Origin of the sequence: Rhodococcus ruber (genome assembly GCF_027270735.1) — a bacterium.
GTDB lineage: Bacteria > Actinomycetota > Actinomycetes > Mycobacteriales > Mycobacteriaceae > Rhodococcoides > Rhodococcoides rubrum_A.
This window is the reverse complement of record NZ_JAPWIJ010000005.1, coordinates 401,241-417,266: the sequence shown is the minus strand read 5'-3', so window position 1 is coordinate 417,266 and position 16,026 is coordinate 401,241. Positions and strand designations below refer to the sequence as shown.

At 65.0% G+C, this 16,026-nt stretch carries 16 protein-coding genes; 7 read left to right on the top strand and 9 right to left on the bottom strand.

Going from position 1 to position 16,026, the window contains the following annotated elements:
* Window positions 1-70: 70 nt before the first annotated feature.
* Window positions 71-1,927 (bottom strand): propionyl-CoA synthetase, encoded by a 1,857-nt coding sequence (locus O4220_RS14395; RefSeq protein ID WP_269605261.1) that lies wholly within the window; start codon window positions 1,925-1,927, stop codon window positions 71-73.
* Between the two features lie 193 nt (window positions 1,928-2,120).
* On the opposite strand from O4220_RS14395, the gene O4220_RS14390 reads away from it, so the two are divergent.
* The gene (locus O4220_RS14390) at window positions 2,121-2,552 is read left to right on the top strand and encodes a hypothetical protein (RefSeq protein ID WP_269605257.1); all 432 of its coding nucleotides are present in this window, start codon (window positions 2,121-2,123) and stop codon (window positions 2,550-2,552) included.
* 18 nt (window positions 2,553-2,570) lie between these two features.
* On the opposite strand, the gene O4220_RS14385 is transcribed toward O4220_RS14390, so the two are convergent.
* The 6 genes from O4220_RS14385 to O4220_RS14360 form a co-directional block, all read right to left on the bottom strand.
* Window positions 2,571-4,064 (bottom strand): carboxyl transferase domain-containing protein, encoded by a 1,494-nt coding sequence (locus tag O4220_RS14385; protein WP_269605255.1) that lies wholly within the window; start codon window positions 4,062-4,064, stop codon window positions 2,571-2,573.
* Window positions 4,065-4,088: 24 nt separating this feature from the next.
* Entirely contained in the window at window positions 4,089-5,288 is a 1,200-nt protein-coding gene (locus tag O4220_RS14380; protein WP_032377382.1) for an ABC transporter permease, read from the bottom strand.
* Window positions 5,285-6,178, bottom strand: coding sequence for an ABC transporter ATP-binding protein (locus O4220_RS14375; RefSeq protein WP_269605254.1), 894 nt, complete (start codon window positions 6,176-6,178; stop codon window positions 5,285-5,287). The genes O4220_RS14380 and O4220_RS14375 overlap by 4 nt, the downstream gene beginning before the upstream one ends.
* A 16-nt stretch (window positions 6,179-6,194) precedes the next feature.
* Window positions 6,195-6,746, bottom strand: coding sequence for a hypothetical protein (locus O4220_RS14370; protein ID WP_269605252.1), 552 nt, complete (start codon window positions 6,744-6,746; stop codon window positions 6,195-6,197).
* Window positions 6,743-7,015: a helix-turn-helix transcriptional regulator gene (locus O4220_RS14365; protein WP_032372936.1), complete on the bottom strand. Its 273-nt coding sequence runs from the start codon at window positions 7,013-7,015 to the stop codon at window positions 6,743-6,745. The genes O4220_RS14370 and O4220_RS14365 overlap by 4 nt, the downstream gene beginning before the upstream one ends.
* A 65-nt stretch (window positions 7,016-7,080) precedes the next feature.
* A complete protein-coding gene (locus tag O4220_RS14360) occupies window positions 7,081-7,536 on the bottom strand; it encodes a MarR family winged helix-turn-helix transcriptional regulator (RefSeq protein ID WP_269605250.1) in 456 nt (151 codons plus the stop codon).
* 81 nt (window positions 7,537-7,617) lie between these two features.
* Between O4220_RS14360 and O4220_RS14355 the strand changes: the two genes are divergently transcribed.
* The gene (locus tag O4220_RS14355) at window positions 7,618-8,448 is read left to right on the top strand and encodes an alpha/beta fold hydrolase (protein ID WP_269605248.1); all 831 of its coding nucleotides are present in this window, start codon (window positions 7,618-7,620) and stop codon (window positions 8,446-8,448) included.
* A gap of 60 nt (window positions 8,449-8,508) precedes the next feature.
* Here the strand turns inward: O4220_RS14355 and O4220_RS14350 are convergent, their stop codons facing one another.
* Window positions 8,509-10,140: an ABC-F family ATP-binding cassette domain-containing protein gene (locus tag O4220_RS14350; protein WP_269605246.1), complete on the bottom strand. Its 1,632-nt coding sequence runs from the start codon at window positions 10,138-10,140 to the stop codon at window positions 8,509-8,511.
* A gap of 57 nt (window positions 10,141-10,197) precedes the next feature.
* Here O4220_RS14350 and O4220_RS14345 point away from each other — a divergent pair, with 57 nt between their 5' ends.
* The gene (locus O4220_RS14345) at window positions 10,198-11,046 is read left to right on the top strand and encodes an aldo/keto reductase (protein WP_269605244.1); all 849 of its coding nucleotides are present in this window, start codon (window positions 10,198-10,200) and stop codon (window positions 11,044-11,046) included.
* 40 nt (window positions 11,047-11,086) lie between these two features.
* On the top strand, window positions 11,087-11,908 hold the full coding sequence (locus O4220_RS14340) for a uroporphyrinogen-III synthase (RefSeq protein ID WP_269605242.1): 822 nt from the start codon (window positions 11,087-11,089) through the stop codon (window positions 11,906-11,908).
* Here the strand turns inward: O4220_RS14340 and O4220_RS14335 are convergent.
* Window positions 11,905-12,972 carry an NAD(P)-binding domain-containing protein gene (locus tag O4220_RS14335; protein WP_420030388.1) on the bottom strand — a complete coding sequence of 356 codons (1,068 nt, stop codon included), beginning with the start codon at window positions 12,970-12,972 and terminating at the stop codon, window positions 11,905-11,907. The genes O4220_RS14340 and O4220_RS14335 overlap by 4 nt on opposite strands.
* 62 nt (window positions 12,973-13,034) lie before the next feature.
* On the opposite strand from O4220_RS14335, the gene O4220_RS14330 reads away from it, so the two are divergent.
* The 3 genes from O4220_RS14330 (at window position 13,035) to O4220_RS14320 (ending at window position 15,964) form a co-directional block, all read left to right on the top strand.
* Window positions 13,035-13,766, top strand: a complete 732-nt coding sequence (locus tag O4220_RS14330; protein WP_269605240.1) for an enoyl-CoA hydratase — start codon at window positions 13,035-13,037, stop codon at window positions 13,764-13,766.
* Entirely contained in the window at window positions 13,763-15,097 is a 1,335-nt protein-coding gene (locus tag O4220_RS14325) for an ammonium transporter (RefSeq protein WP_269605238.1), read from the top strand. Before O4220_RS14330 ends, O4220_RS14325 begins: the two co-directional genes overlap by 4 nt.
* 192 nt (window positions 15,098-15,289) lie before the next feature.
* Window positions 15,290-15,964 carry a hypothetical protein gene (locus tag O4220_RS14320; RefSeq protein ID WP_269605236.1) on the top strand — a complete coding sequence of 225 codons (675 nt, stop codon included), beginning with the start codon at window positions 15,290-15,292 and terminating at the stop codon, window positions 15,962-15,964.
* Window positions 15,965-16,026 lie beyond the last annotated feature (62 nt).

Genomic DNA, 16,026 nt, shown 5'->3' with positions numbered 1-16,026 from the left:
GACGACGCTATCGCGTAGGACGTCGCTGTGGCGCGCGGGTTTCGGCCATGGTTGCTCGTATTACCGCCGCCTATCTGCCGAGCAGCTTCTCCAGTGCATCGAGGACGGCCGGATCCTCGATGGTCGATGGCACGCCGTACTCCTCGCCTGCGACGATCTGGCGCATCGTCTTCCGCAGGATCTTGCCCGATCGGGTCTTCGGCAGCGCTCCGACGATCGTCACGTCGCGGAACGTCGCCAGCGCACCGATCTGATCGCGCACCATGGCCACCAGTTCGGTACGCAATTGCTCCTCGGAGATGTTCTCGCCGGCCTTGAGAACCACGTATCCGCTGGGGCGCTGGCCTTTGAGGTCGTCGTGGATACCGATGACGGCGCATTCGGCGACGGCGGGATGGCCCGCGAGCACCGCCTCCATCGACCCGGTGGACAGGCGGTGGCCTGCAACGTTGATGACGTCGTCGCTGCGGCCGAGTACATAGACGTAACCGTCGGCATCGATGTAGCCGGAGTCGCCGGTGAGGTAGTAACCGGGGAACGTATCGAGATACGAACGCTGGAAACGTGATTCGTCGTTCCACAGTCCGACCAGCGCGCCGGGCGGCAGTGGCAGTTGCACGACGATGTTGCCCTCGGTGCCTGCGTCCACCGGATTGCCCGACGCGTCGAGGATGCCCACCTGGAACCCCGGTACCGGTACGGTCGGCGATCCGGGTTTGATCGGAAGTGGTTCCAGCCCGCGAAGATTGGCGCAGATCGCCCACCCGGTCTCGGTCTGCCACCAGTGGTCGACCACCGGTCGATCGAGCGTGCGCGAAATCCACTCGTAGGTATCGGGATCCAGGCGTTCGCCGGCGACGAACAGGGTTTCGAGCGAGGAGGTGTCGTACTTCTCGAGCTCGGCGGCGTGGGGATCGACCTTGCGGATCGCACGCAGCGCAGTCGGTGCCGTGAACAGGGCACGGACACCGTGATCCTGGATCACCCGCCAGAATGCGCCTGCATCTGGAGTGCCGACGGGCTTGCCCTCGTACAGAACCGTTGTGGCACCGGCGAACAGGGGTGCGTAGACGATGTACGAATGTCCGACGACCCAGCCGACATCGGATGCCGTCCACATCACCTGCCCGGGCCCCACGTCGTAGATGTTGCGCATCGACCACGTCAGCGCGACGGCATGGCCGCCGTTGTCGCGCACCACACCCTTGGGCTTTCCCGTCGTTCCTGAGGTGTAGAGGATGTACAGCGGATCGGTGGCCAGCACCGAAACCGGTTGTGCGGCGGTGGCGTCGGCGATGAGGGTGTCCCAGTCCAGCCACTCGTGGTCGCCGGCGATTCCCTCGCGCGATTTCACGATCACCGACGGTGTTTTCGCGGTCGTCAGAGTGAGGGCGCGCTGCACCAGGGGAAGGTATTCGATGACGCGACCGGGCTCGAACCCGCCGCTCGCGGTGATCAGCAGTACCGGCTCGGCGTCGTCGATGCGCGCGGCGAGTTCTTTGGCGGCGAATCCGCCGAACACCACCGAGTGCACCGCACCGAGTCGCGCACACGCCAGCATCGCGACGACGGCCTCGGGAATCATCGGTAGGTAGATCACCACGCGGTCGCCCGGCCCCACACCGTGCTCGCGCAGTACCCCGGCGAATCGAGCGACCTGGTCGAGGAGTTCGGAGTAGGTGTAGCTGCGAGTGAGTCCGAGCATCGCCGAGTCGTAGATCAACGCGGTCCGGTCGCCGTGCCCGGCGTCGACGTGCCGGTCCAGGGCGTTGAAGCAGGTGTTCAGACGGGCCCCGGGAAACCACCGCGAGCCGTCGAACGCGCTGGTAGGCGGGGTGTCCCAGTCGACTCCCGTTGCGGCATCGAGCCAGAATTGCTCGCGGTTGTCGATGCTGTTCTCGAACGCCTGCCGATACTCGCCACTCATGCTCTGGAGCGTAGTTCGAGGGTGGGGTGGTCCGGGCCGGGTTGCGCACTACCGGCGACGACCGGCGGAATCCCGTCGACCGGCGGTCGCCGCGTGCACTCTTGCCCACACGCCGTCAATATTCGCTGATGCGCCGTCAATATTGCGTCAACACCTCTGTTCGACGCCTCCGCGCGGCGCAAGACTGCTTCTCATGACACTTCTCGACATGCTTCCGTCTCTCGGTGCCGCCTATGTTGCGCGGTGCGATCCATCGCTGTGGCCCGCCGATACGCACTGTGTGTGCGGCCGAATCACCGTCGACGGCGTTGCGCTGGAGGATCTGGCCGATGCGCAGGGCACTCCGGTGCAGTGGGGCCGCATTCTGGTGACTCGGGTGCGCTCGGTCATCGCAGGTGAAGTGGGCGTCGATGCCGAGTTCGGTGATCTGCTGCAGGCCGTGGTGGTCAACCGACATTCGGTGGGTCCGGTGGTCAAGGTGGACGTGCACAGCCCAGGACGCAGCTGCGTCAGTCCGGTCGAGTTGCCCGCAGACCTACGCGCGGGCGACGTGTTGGCGCTCGTGACCTCGCAGGTGCACGGCGGAGCCTGCGGTCGTTCCGCAGGCTCCACTCCGGTCTCGTAGCAGGGGTCGAGTTTCCACTCACAAGGTGACCCCGAGAGTGCGGTAGCGGCCGAGCCTGTTCCGAGTCCGAGTGGCGGAATCGACGGTCGACAGCGTGTGCAGTTCTCGGGCGATGGCATCGGCGATGCGACCGGAGAACGCGGCCGGCTCGTCGGCCGCGTCGGGGAGTTCGGGCACGATGGCGTCGACGATGCCGTCGCGCAGTAGATCGACCGACCGGATGCCCTGTGCCTCGGCCATCTCTGCAGCGTGGGCGGTGTCGCGGTGCACGATGGCGCTGGCACCCTCGGGCGGAAGTGGTGCGAGCCAGCCGTTCTGGGCGCACAGGACGCGATCGGCAGGCAGCAGTGCGAGTGCTCCGCCGCCGGTGCCCTGGCCGAGCAGCACCGACACCGTGGGAGTGTCGACGGTGACCAGATCCGAGATGGAGCGCGCAATCTCGGGTGCCAGGCCGCCCTCCTCTGCTTCCTTGGACAGAGCTGCGCCGAACGTGTCGATCACGAGCACCAGCGGAATTCGCAATTCCTCGGCCAGACGCATTCCGCGTCGGGCCTCGCGCAATGCCGCCGGGCCCATTGTCGCGCTGGCGGAGCTGCTGCTGCGGTCGTTTCCGAAAAGCACGCAGGAGACACCGCGAATGCGGCACAGCGACAACAGGATCGAGGTATCGGCCTCGCCCTGCCCGGTACCACTGAGCGGAACCTGTTCGGTAGCAGCATGTTCGATCAGTTGCCGAATTCCGGGGCGATCGGCGCGACGCGACGACTGCACCGAATGCCAGGCCGACCGCTCGGTCATGGGTGCGGGACTGTCATCAGCGGTATCGGTCCACGTCGGGGCGTCGAGGATCACCCGCAGGGCTCGAGTGAGTAGATTCCCCAACTGATCGACCGGCACCACCCCGTCGATGACGCCGTGTTGGTACAGGTTCTCGGCGGTCTGGACTCCGTCGGGAAAAGGCTTGTCGTACAACGCCTGATAGACGCGGGGGCCGAGGAATCCGATGAGCGCTCCGGGTTCGGCGACGGTGACGTGGGCCAGCGAACCCCAGGATGCGAACACCCCGCCGGTCGTGGGATTGCGGAGGTACACCAGATATGGCAGATGTGCCATCTTGTGCGCGGTGACGGCGGCGGCGATCTTGACCATCTGCACGAACGCGAGTGTGCCCTCCTGCATTCGCGTTCCGCCGGACGTGGGGGAGGCGATCAATGGCAATCCTTCGGCGGTGGCGCGTTCGACAGCGGAGGTGATGCGCTCGGCAGCTGCAACGCCGATCGAGCCGGCGAGAAAGGCGAACTCGCAGGCGATGATCACCACGCGTCGGCCCTCGATGGTGCCCTCGCCGGTCAACACCGATTCGTCGACGCCGCTCTTCTCGCGAGCCTTGGCCAGGTCCCTCAGATAGGACTCCCCAGGATGGACGTCCACGGGCGTGGAGTCCCAGGACACGAACGATCCGCCGTCGAGAACGGAATCGAGAATCTCGGCGGCGGATGTCCGTGGGCTCATATCGGGGAGCCTACGCAGCGAACCCTAGCGAGCAAACGCTTCCTTCCAGGAGACGGTCTTGCCGATTCGAAGGATGGATCGCTGGTAGATCTTCGCTGCACCCATCGCCAGGATGGCGGTGGTGATGATCATCAGGACCGCCGATCCGACGATCTGCACCGGCGAGGTCACGCCGGCGGCGATGCGTAACGGCATCATGATCGCGGAGAACGGGGGGATCCAGCTCAATGTGTTCGCGAGTGTGCTCTCCGGATCGCTGACGGAGTAGAAGGCGGCGAAGAACATTGCCATGATCAGGATCAGGAGCGGCATTGTCGTCGAGTTCACGTCCTCTTGCCGCGAGACCATCGACCCGCCTGCCGCATAGAGCACCGCAAAGAAGGCGAAGCCCAGGATGAACCAGGCCAACGTGGCAGCGAAGACACTCACGGCGGCACCGGTGACGGTGAGGACGCCCGTGCCCAATCCTGCTCCCACACCGGCAATTCCGTATAGAGCGAGCTGCAGGATTCCGACGGCACCGATGCCGAGGATCTTGCCCCACAGCAGCTGCAGCGGGCGAACGGTGGAGAGCAGCAGTTCGACGACCCGTGAGGACTTCTCTTCGACGACGCCCATCGCGACGTACATGCCGAAGCCGATGATCTGGGCGTACAGCAGGAACACTGCCGACAGCGCCAGAGCGGTCCGCTGACCGGCTTCGGGGTCCGGCGGATCGATGGCGTCGACGGTGACCGTCGCGGCACCCGTCGACGCTGCGAGTTCGTTCTGGTCGACACCCTGTTGCGCCAGTGCAGCATTCGTGGCCTGCGTCGCAACACTGCCCTCGACGACTGCTCTCAACGTCCCGGTCAGATCGGACTCGGTGACGGCTGTGTATGCGCCTGCGGTTCCGTCCGGCACCAGCGCCACGTCGAGATCCCCGGATTCGACGCCGCTCCGTGCGGCCCCCGCGTCGGCGATCTCACGAACTTCGACCGGAGAACCGACGGCGTCGCCGGTTGCTTCCACTACGGCCGCGATTGACTGATCACCAGCGATGCCGACGACGTCGCGCTCCTCGTCACCGCTGCCCGAGAAGATCGAGTACGCGATGATGCCGCCGACGATGACGGCGAGAATGATGACGTTGCTGATGACGAAGCTCTTCTTCATCACCTGAACGGTGAACTCGCGCTTGGCGATCAATGAGACCGCGCTGAAGGAATTCAGTTGTGAGCTCATGCCACTACCGCCTCTCGGAACAGGTCGCTCAGGGAAGGTTTCTGGATGGAGAATTCATGGACCGGTCCGGTCGCGAGCGCGGCCCGCAGAACTGCTTGATCGTCGGCTCCCGGTGCCAACCCCAGAACGGTGATGCCGTCGCTGTGGTCGAGGATGCTCACTCCGTCGATGCCCGACGCCCATCCGGGGGCAGCGTTCGGTGCGTGGACGTGCAGGTGCGAATCTCCCGATCCGCGTAGTTCGTCGACGGTGCCGACGGCTTTCATCGAGCCGGCGGCGATGATGCCGACACGGTCGCACAGACGTTGCACCAGGTCGAGTTGGTGGCTCGAGAACACCACCGGCACTCCGGCAGCCGCTTTTTCGCGGAGGACCTCGCTCATGACGTCGACGGCGATCGGGTCGAGGCCGGAGAACGGCTCGTCCAACACGAGAACCGCGGGGTCGTGCACCAGCGCTGCTGCCAACTGCACGCGCTGCTGATTGCCCAGGCTCAGCGCGTCGACGGTGTCGTTCACTCGCTCGTCGATGCCCAGACGTTCGGTCCAGCGAATCACCGCAGCTTTGGCATCCTTCGACGACAAGCCATGGAGCTCGGCCATGTACGCCAGTTGCGGGCCGACCTTCATCTTCGGGTACAGGCCGCGTTCCTCTGGCATGTATCCGATGGTGCGGCGGACGTCGAGGTCGACGGGCTTGCCGCCCAACAGAACCTGGCCGGAATCTGCAGACAGTACGCCCAATGCGATGCGCATCGTGGTGGTCTTGCCCGCGCCGTTGCTGCCGACGAAGCCGAACAGCTCGCCCGGCCGGACGTCGAAACTCAGGTTGTCCAGGGCGATCTTGTCGCCGTATCTCTTGGAGACGGAGTCGATCGTGAGGGTGCTCATGGTGCCCTTTCGGTCGTTACTGCTGGTCGAAATCTTCGGTGTCTTCTGGTTCGGGGTCGGGGGTGATCCAGGCGAGAATGATTGCGGGGGAGCACCCGCCGGTCAGCAGGGCAACAAGCGTCCACAAACCCGCGGCGTAAGAAAGGTTTTCGTTGTCGTACCCTCCCGACAGCACGATCACTGGAAGAATTGCCATCATCACCAGAGCCTGGGTGACGGTGAGGCCGATCGACCGTGCTTCGTTGCGCTGCTGCACTTCCCATTCGTCGAGTGCGCCCACCGGTGCATCGCTGTGCCGACGGGACACTGTCTGCAGCATCGTCCACGCGACGAGAAACATCACCGTGGCCGGGATCCATGCGATCGGTGCCCACCGGGAGAACAGCGACCACACGGCAACCACCAACAGGGTGAGCAAGGACGCCAACAGGAAGACGACGAGTATGCGTCGACGTTTCTGGGTGCGCCAGTTCGGAAGCCAGTGACGGGTTTTCGCGTCGTTCTCCAAGAAGCGCCGCGTGCGACGCTCCTGGTAGCGGGTGAGGATGTCGGAGCCGGGCGTAGTCATCGATCCTTTTCCCTTCGGAAGAGTTCGGCCGAGAGTGGTCCGAGTTCGGTGCGCGAGAACACTGCTTCGATCGGCAGATCGAAGACGTCGCAGATGCGCATCGCGAGGTCCAAGCTCGGGTAGTGGTCGCCTCGTTCGAGGGCTCCCACTGTCTGCGGGTTCACCTCGACGAGTTCGGCCAGTTGTGCGCGGCTCATCTTTCGTTCTGCCCGCAGAACACCCACCCTGTTGAAGATCGGGAGCGCGGTACCGCGCTTGACGGGGCTCATGACAATGAAGTGTTGTATAAACCCAACGATCTGTCAACGGGTAATAACGAATGAGTTCGATGTCGCTACGAAGTCTGTTGGTCCCGGGCGGAGGCGACAATGGCGCGCATGGTCGTCAGAAACTCGTCGATCGTCGCCCGCTGCTCGGGTGTGAAGCGCGCCAGCTCGTCGACTGCTCGGCCGATGACGGGGCCGAAGAACGTGGTGCCGAGTTCGGCTGCATGTGCGGTGACCCGGAGGAGTACTCGCCGGCGATCGGCTGGGTCGGACTCACGTGATACCAACTCTCGCTTCGCCATTCGATCGATCAGGGCTGTGACCGACGCGGATTCCAGGCCCAGCTGGGTTCCTAGCCAACCGGGGGTAGCGCGCGTTCCGGCTCGGTCCGCGTCGAGGAGGCAGATCAGCGCCCGGATATCCGTCGGATGGAGCGCATGTCTCTGCGCGAACTCCGCGCCCAGAAGATCGAGGTCGACGGTCAGCGCACGTAGCTGATGGACGGCAGAAATGGGCTCGGTCATGTGCTGGTCCCTCGGGAGATGCTGGACGAGAAGTCTCTCTATTGTCTACTATCTCGATCATCGAGAGAATAGAGGGTTGCCGTGACGTTGGAGAAGTTCTATGCCGCATACGACCGAGTGCTGCGGGAGTGGCCGGCACATACCCAAGCCATCGACGTGAAAACGGTGCACGGCTCCACACGAATCAACGCCTGCGGACCCGTCGACGGTCCGGCTCTGGTGTTACTACCGGGCGCGGGCGCGACGTCGACCGTGTGGTTCGCCAACGTGGCGGCGCTCTCGCAGCGATATCGGGTGTACGCGGTGGACCTCATGGGCGATGTCGGACGGAGCGTGCCGGGTGAGCAGTCCATCGACTCCGTGGACGAGCTGCTGAACTGGGTGACGGCGGTGCTGGATGAGCTCGAGCTGCCCACCGCGGCGCTCTGCGGACATTCCTACGGCGCGATGATCGCTCTGGCGTACGCCCTGCGCAACGAAAGTCGCATCGATACGCTGACGCTACTCGATCCCAATTCCTGCTTCGGCTCCATGAGTCCGCGGTACCTGCTGCACGCCCTGCCGACATTGCTGTCTCCCAACGAGACACGGCAGCGTGCTTTCGTGCGATGGGAAACCGATGACGCGCAGTTGGATCCGGATTGGCTCGACGTACTTGCTCTGGGAGCCGCGCATGCTCCGACCACAAAAATCATTGTTCCGAAACGGCCGAAACCTGCTGCGTTCGCGAACTTCGGTGTAGCGACAACCGTGGTGCTGGCAGGGAAAGGGAAGGTGCACAACGCTGCTCGCATCGAATCGGCGGTCCGAACCGTCCTGCCTGCAGCGCGGACCGTGATACTCGACGGAGCCACGCATCACACGTTGCCGATGCTTCCCGCCGCAGAGGTGAACGAGATTCTGCTGAGCTGACGTGAATCGGGTGCAGCTGACCGCGCTCACCGCGGCCAGCTGCACCCGATTCAGCGCGACCTACTTCTCGCTCAGCTGCCCATCGTTCATCGTCCAGTGACGAGTACTGCGAACGGTGTCGAGCATTCGGCGGTCGTGGGTGACCAGCAACAGGGTTCCCTCGAAGTTCTCCATCGCACGTTCGAGTTGTTCGATGGCAGGTAGGTCGAGGTGGTTGGTGGGCTCGTCCAACACCAGCAGGTTCACGCCGCGGGCCTGTAGCAATGCGAGTGCCGCACGAGTTCGCTCACCCGGCGAGAGGGATGACGCCGGCCGCAGCGCGTCGTCGCCGCGCAGTCCGAACTTGGCCAGCAACGTCCGCACTTCGGCGTCGGGCCAGTCCGGAACCGCTGCACTCAATGCGTCGGACACTGTCCCCTCGCCGACGAAATATGCTCGTGCCTGGTCGATTTCGCCGACCGCCACACCCGAACCCAGTGAGGCCATTCCCTCGTCCGGCGTCAACCGGCCCAGCAGGACCGAGAGCAGCGTCGTCTTGCCGGAGCCATTGGGCCCGGTGATGAGGATTCGATCGCCCCACTCGATCTGCGTCGTCACCGGACCGAATGTGAACTCCGATCGGCGAACGACAGCACCGCCCAACACCGAGACAACGGTGCCGCTACGGGGAGCCGCCGCAATCTCCATTCGCAGCTCCCATTCCTTGCGGGGTTCCTCGACCACCTCGAGCCGCTCGATGCGGCGCTGTGTCTGACGAGCTTTCGCGGCCTGCTTCTCGGTGGACTCGGCGCGGGTCTTGCGGGCGATCTTGTCGTTGTCGGTGGCCTTGCGGCGCGCATTGCGCACCCCCGATTCCATCCAGTTTCGCTGCATCTGGGCCCGGGACTCCAACGCCGACTTGGTGTCTGCGAACTCGTCGTACTTCTCCCGCGCATGCTGGCGCGCAATCTCGCGTTCCGCCAGATAGGACTGGTAGCTGCCGTCGTACACATCGATACGACGCTGCGCCCGATCGAGCTCGACGACACCCGTCACCGTCCGCGCCAGAAATTCGCGGTCGTGACTGACGACGACGATCGCCGCCCGCGTCGCGACGACGAACTGCTCGAGTTGCTCGAGGCCTGCCAGATCGAGGTCATTGGTCGGCTCGTCGAGCAGAAGAATGTCGTAGCGCGCGAGCAGAATCGCCGCGAGACCGGCGCGCGCAGCCTGCCCACCGGACAGCGCCGTCATGAGCGCAGACCCGTCGACATCCAAACCGAGATCCGCCAGCACCTTCGCCGTGCGCTCCGCCAGATCCGCGCCGCCGAGAGCCAGCCACTTCTCCAGTGCTGGGGTGTAGAGGTCGTCGTCACTCGAACCGAGAGCCTCGGCGGCCGCGTTCATCGACGATTCGGCGTCGGTCACCCCGGTCCGTCGACCGAGGAAGTCCAGCACCGTCTCCCCGGTAATTCGCTCGGGCTCCTGTGCGAGATAGCCGACGGTCGCGTCGGGTGGGCTGGTGTAGATCTCACCCTCGTGATCGGCCGTCCCCACACCCGCGAGCAGCGTCAACAGCGTCGATTTACCTGCGCCGTTCGCGCCGACGAGCCCGATCACATCGCCCTCGGTCACCGTGAGGTCGAGCCCGGAGAACAGAGTTCGATCGCCGTGAAAAGCGGCCAGATCGTCGATGCGGAGCGTGGCAGTCACCGGACCAGTATCCCCGGGACCGGGAACAGATTCACAGCGCCGTCCGTTGGCATTCGTATGACGTATTCAGCCGAGACCAGTACTGTCCCGACCATCGTGCTCAACGACGGCACGTCCATTCCCCAGCTCGGGTTCGGCGTATGGCAGGTTCCCGACGACGGTGCCCAGGCCGCCGTGTCCGAGGCGCTGAAGGTCGGGTACCGCAGCATCGACACCGCCAAGGTGTACGAGAACGAGGCCGGCACCGGCAAGGCGATCGCGGAGTCCGGCATCGCCCGTGACGAGCTGTTCATCACCACCAAGCTGTGGAACGACGATCAGGGCTACGACTCCACCTTGAAGGCCTTCGACGCCAGCATGGATCGTCTGGGCCTCGAATACCTCGACCTGTACCTCATTCACTGGCAGCAGCTCGATCGCGACAAGTACATCGATACCTTCAAGGCTTTCCAGAAGCTCAAGGCCGACGGCCGGATCGGTTCGATCGGCGTCTCCAATTTCACCATTCCCACCCTCGAGAAGCTGATCGACGCGGTCGGCGAGACGCCGTCGATCAACCAGATCGAGCTGCATCCGCGTCTGATCCAGGAAGAGCTGCGCGCCTTCCACACCTCGAAGGGCATCGCCACCGAGGCCTGGAGCCCGCTCGGCTCCGGCACCGTCCTGGACGATCCGGCCTTCGCGCCCATCGCCGAGGCGCACGGAGTTACCCCGGCCCAGGTGATTCTGCGCTGGCACATCCAGCTCGGCAACGTCGTGATCCCCAAGTCGGTCACCCCCGAGCGCATTGCCAGCAACTTCGACGTCTTCGGCTTCGAGCTGAGCAACGACGAGATTCAGCAGATCAATGCGCTGGACTCCGCCGACGGCCGCACCGGCCCGGACCCGGACAAGTTCAGCAGCTGACCTGTCAGTTCCAGGCACGTCGGGGGCCTAGTCTGTACTCATGTCGGAACCGCTCGACGGCAAGACCGTTGCCCTCACCGCCGAGCGGCGCGCGGACGAATTGGCCACCATGCTCGAACGCCGCGGCGCGAACATCGTTCACGCCGCGGCGATTCACGTTCTGCCCCTGATCGACGACTCCGAGTTGAAGTCGGCCACCGAGGGCATCGTCGAGCGTCCACCGCAGATTGTCGTGATCAGTACCGGCATCGGTTTTCGGGGCTGGCTCGACGCGGCGGCCGACTGGGGTATGCGCGAAGACCTCCTGACAGCACTGGGGCACACGCGAATCATTGCCCGAGGCCCCAAGGCGCGCGGGGCAATTCGCGGCACGGGGCTTCGAGAAGAGTGGTCGCCGGCCACCGAGGCCTCGCAGGAAGTATCCGATCATCTTGCCGCCGAAGGTGTTTCCGGAGTGGACGTTGCGGTGCAGCTGCACGGCGTCATCACCGAATGGGAACCGACGATCCATCTCAGCGATGCGCTGGGGGAACTCGGTGCGCACGTCCGACCGATCCCGGTGTACCGCTGGATCCGTCCCGTGGACCAGGCTCCGCTCATCGACCTTCTGTCGCAGATCATCGACCGTCGTGTGGACGCGGTGACGTTCACCAGCGCCCCCGCCGTCGCGTCGCTGCTCTCGACCGCGAAGGACAACGGCCGGCTCGACGCCTTCCTGGACGCGCTTCGAGGCCACGTCGCCGCGATCTGCGTGGGTCCGGTGACATCGGCCCCGTTGGATGCGTTGGGTGTCCCGACCTCGATGCCGAGCCGGGCACGATTGGGCGCACTGGCGAAGTTCGTGACCGAGCAACTCTCTTAGCCCAGCGTTTCGAGTATCTCCGTCACCGCGGCTCGTCCGGCGCGGTTCGCTCCGATCGTGCTCGCGGACGGCCCGTAGCCGAGCAAGTGGACGCGATGGTTCGCCGCCACTCGAGTGGCGAGCCGGCCGTCCATGACGATTCCTCCGCCGTGCCCGCGCAAGCGCAGAGGAGCCAGGTGGTCGAGTGCGCTGCGAAAACCGGTGGCCCACAGAATCACGTCGGTGTGTTGGCTCGATCCGTCGTCCCACACCACCGAATCTGCGGTGATCCTCGAGAACATCGGCCTGCGCTCGAGCGCGCCGCGCTCGCGTGCCGCGGCCAACGACGGCGTCAGCAGCAGACCGGTCACCGAGACGACCGAGCCCGGTGGCAGGCCCGCTCGCACCCGCTCCTCGACCATGGCAACGGCTTGGCGTCCGGCGTCGTGGTCGAACTGACTGTCCCTGAACACCGGTGGTCGGCGCGTCACCCATGTTGTGGTCGTCACCTGGGAAATCTCGTCGAGCAGCTGGACGGCCGAGATCCCGCCGCCCACCACCACGACGTGCTTGCCGGCGAACTCGTCGGCGGTCCGGTAATCCTTGGTGTGCAATTGCCTGCCGGTGAACGTCTCGGCTCCGTCGTAATGCGGAACGAACGGCTTCTCCCACGTTCCGGTGGCGTTGATCAATCCCTCGGCCATGACGACCGTCTCCCCGGCCTCGACCCGGAAGAGAGGCTCGCGATCGCACACGACGGTGACCGTGACGGGGCGTCGAACATGTAGTTCGAAGCGTTCCTCGTACTCGCGGTAGTAGCGGGGGACGGCCTCGGCGGCCGGAACAGTCTCGGCCGGCTCGTCGCCCAGCGTTTCGGAGAAGGTCATACCGGGCAGGTCGTGGACACCATTGACGGTGCTCAGCGTCAGCGAAGGCCACCGGAACTGCCAGGCACCGCCAGGACTGGGGGCGCCGTCCAGCATCACGAAGCCTGCGCCTGCGTCCAGGCCTGCTCGATGGAGGTGGTAGCCGGCCGAGAGTCCGGCCTGCCCCGCGCCGATGACGGCGATTCGAGTGTCGATCACGGCTACCAGTAGATCAGCCACCCAGTAGGTAAAACCGGTACTGGTCGGTAACCTCTGCTCTCGTGATCGGACTCTCTCGTGACGGCGATGTCGTCACTCTCGAATTGCAGCGCCCGGATCGACGCAATGCGTTGAACACGGAGCTGTGTCTTGCGGTGCGCCACGGTGTGGAACAGGCCGAGCGTGACGGCGCGCGGGTCGTTGTCATCACCGGTCAGGGCACCAGCTTCTGCGCAGGTGCGGATCTGACCGGTGATGCGTTTCCCGACTCGTTCGGGCAGATCCTCGAAGAGATGCTGACGGCGATCGAACGCGCCTCGATTCCGGTGGTGGCTGCGGTGAACGGCCCGGCCGTGGGTGCGGGGACGCAGCTGGCGATCGCCTGCGATCTGCGGGTCGTTGCGCCGGGAAGCTTCTTCGAGATTCCGTCGACGCGCCTCGGTATCGCGGTGAGCAACTGGACCATCCGGCGGTTGGCTGCGCTCGCCGGTGGGGGAGTGGCGCGCACCATCCTGCTGGGTGGGGAGCGGGTACACGCAGAGCAGGCGTACACGTGCGGGCTGGCCAACAAGCTCGGCGATCTCACGGTTGCAACGCAGTGGGCCGAGTCGATCACCGAACTCGCTCCGCTGGCCCTGAAACACCTCAAGCTCGTGTTCAACGACGACGAGATTCGCGATGATCCGACGCCGGAGCAGCATGCGGCGTTCGAGGCCGCGTGGAGCAGCGAGGACATGAGGGAAGCGCGGCGGGCCCGTGCCGAGAAGCGCAAGCCGAAGTTCGTGGGCAGGTGATCACCGGCGCGCCCGATGCGGGCGATACCGCGTGGCTGCTGGCCAGCACCGCGCTGGTGCTGCTGATGACGCCCGGCCTGGCCTTCTTCTACGGCGGCATGGTGCGCTCGAAGAGCGTGCTGAACATGATGATGATGAGCCTGTCGGCCATCGCCGTCGTGTGGCTGCTGTGGTTGGTGTTCGGGTTCTCGATGGTGTTCGGCGACAACGTGATCGGCGGGTGGATCGGAAACCCGTTGCAGTACGCCGGTTTCGAGGGTCTATTGGGCGGGGTGTACACCTCGGCGGCGGGCACGGTGTCGATTCCGTTGGTGGGAACCGTTCCGGCGTTGGTGTTCGCAGCGTTCCAGGCAGGATTTGCCATGGTGACGGTCGCGCTGATCTCCGGTGCCGTCGCAGACCGGATGCGCTTCGTGCCGTGGGTGCTGTTCGCGGCCCTGTGGTCCACCCTGGTGTATTTCCCTGTGGCGCACTGGGTGTTCTCGCTCGACGGGCTCACCAGTGAGTTCGGCGGATGGTTGACCAACAGGCTCGGCGCGATCGACTTCGCCGGCGGCACGGCCGTGGAGATCAATGCCGGAGTAGCCGGGCTGGTGCTCGCGCTCGTGGTCGGCAAGCGTCGTGGCTGGCCGCGAGATCCCATGCGCCCACACAATCTTCCGGCCGTCATGCTCGGCGCCGGGTTGCTGTGGTTCGGCTGGTTCGGCTTCAACGCGGGATCGTCGTTGGCCGCGGACGGCGTCGCCGCGGTGGCATTGGTGAATACGATGGGTGCCGGAGCAATGTCCATGGCGGCGTGGCTCGTCGTCGAGAAGTGGCGAGACGGTCACGCCACATCGTTCGGCGCGGCCTCGGGCGTCGTAGCAGGTCTGGTGGCCATCACCCCGTCGTGCGCAGCGGTCACTCCGATAGGTGCCGCGGCGATCGGCATCGCGTCGGGTGCTCTGTGTGCTCTGGCCATCGGCCTCAAATACCGCTTCGGTTACGACGATTCACTCGACGTCGTCGGCGTGCACCTCGTCGGTGGCATCGTCGGCACGCTGATGATCGGGCTTGTTGCCAGTGCACAGATGCCTGCGGGTGTGGACGGTCTGTTCTACGGCGGCGGCCTGCATCAGCTGTGGGTGCAGGCGATCGCAGTGGTGGCGGTGTTCGTCTACTGCGCGGTGGTCACCACCGGCATCGCATTCGCGATCAAGGCTGTCATGGGCGTGCGTGCCGACGCGCAGCACGAAGCCGACGGCCTCGACGAGCACGAGCACGCCGAGTCCGCCTACGACTTCGGAGTGGGTCACGGAGGCAGCAACAAGCCTGGTCTTTTCGGTAAGTAGAGACAGCCCGTGGGTCCCCTTTACGAACCGATCGGTCGCTGAAAGTCGTTCTGTCCCTTTCGGGTTGATGCGATCGATCGTTGTTCGATTCGACCCCGTTCGTTCATCTTCGGTTCGCCTCACCCGCTTGTTGTGCCCATAGCTTTTCGCTGCTCGGTATCGAGAGATGGACACGACGAAAGACAGAGGAACATGAAGCTGACTCGATTCGCGGCAACGTCCGCATTGGTCATTGCAGCGATGACGACCGCCATGGGCACCGCCTACGCGGATCCGGCACCGGCTCCCGCCGCTGCCGTCGGGTGGAACGTCACCCAGGCCGGCAACCAGGTCCTCGTCGACACGACGGCCGGCACTCTGAGCAACGAAGACAACCACCTCGTGGTCCGTGACGCCAATGGCGCACTGGTCGACTCGGTTCCGCTGTCCATTGCCGCCGACGGATTCTCGCACCCCGTCGCGGCCGTGATCGACGGTAACCACGCCACCCTGACCGCCGATGTCTCGCCTGCCGCGGCAACCCCGGTCTCCACCTCCCTCCCCGGCCTGCAGCAGGTCGATCTGCCCGCCGCAGTCGCGGGTGTCAAGGACAACCTCAGCCTCACGGCCTCTGTCGGTGGATTCCTCGGTGCTGCAACCGGAATCGTCGGCGGATGCCTCCTCGGAATCATCACCGGAGTCGTCGTGACTGCACCGGTTGCAACTCTTCTCGGAGCCGGCCCCATCGGCGGCTGCGTCATCGGCGCGATCGCCCTCGGTGCCATCGGATCGCTCGCCGGCACCTCCGCCGGTGGCCTCGGCGCGGTCATCGGTAACGCCGGACAGTTCATCCAGCTGCTCAACGCTCCGCCCGCAGTCAAGAAGTAACACCGCCTCGACAACACTGCTGTGGCCCGCATCGGATATCCGGTGCGGGCCACAGTCGTCGG

Bases quoted from the DNA above. Each gene is read 5' to 3' on its own strand.
- O4220_RS14340 (WP_269605242.1), top strand. From the start codon at position 11,087: ATGTCGGAACCGCTCGACGGCAAGACCGTTGCCCTCACCGCCGAGCGG.
- O4220_RS14345 (WP_269605244.1), top strand. From the start codon at position 10,198: ATGACGTATTCAGCCGAGACCAGTACTGTCCCGACCATCGTGCTCAAC.
- O4220_RS14380 (WP_032377382.1), bottom strand. From the start codon at position 5,288: ATGAGCTCACAACTGAATTCCTTCAGCGCGGTCTCATTGATCGCCAAG.
- O4220_RS14390 (WP_269605257.1), top strand. From the start codon at position 2,121: ATGACACTTCTCGACATGCTTCCGTCTCTCGGTGCCGCCTATGTTGCG.
- O4220_RS14365 (WP_032372936.1), bottom strand. From the start codon at position 7,015: ATGAGCCCCGTCAAGCGCGGTACCGCGCTCCCGATCTTCAACAGGGTG.
- O4220_RS14395 (WP_269605261.1), bottom strand. From the start codon at position 1,927: ATGAGTGGCGAGTATCGGCAGGCGTTCGAGAACAGCATCGACAACCGC.
- O4220_RS14320 (WP_269605236.1), top strand. From the start codon at position 15,290: ATGAAGCTGACTCGATTCGCGGCAACGTCCGCATTGGTCATTGCAGCG.
- O4220_RS14360 (WP_269605250.1), bottom strand. From the start codon at position 7,536: ATGACCGAGCCCATTTCTGCCGTCCATCAGCTACGTGCGCTGACCGTC.
- O4220_RS14375 (WP_269605254.1), bottom strand. From the start codon at position 6,178: ATGAGCACCCTCACGATCGACTCCGTCTCCAAGAGATACGGCGACAAG.
- O4220_RS14370 (WP_269605252.1), bottom strand. From the start codon at position 6,746: ATGACTACGCCCGGCTCCGACATCCTCACCCGCTACCAGGAGCGTCGC.
- O4220_RS14385 (WP_269605255.1), bottom strand. From the start codon at position 4,064: ATGAGCCCACGGACATCCGCCGCCGAGATTCTCGATTCCGTTCTCGAC.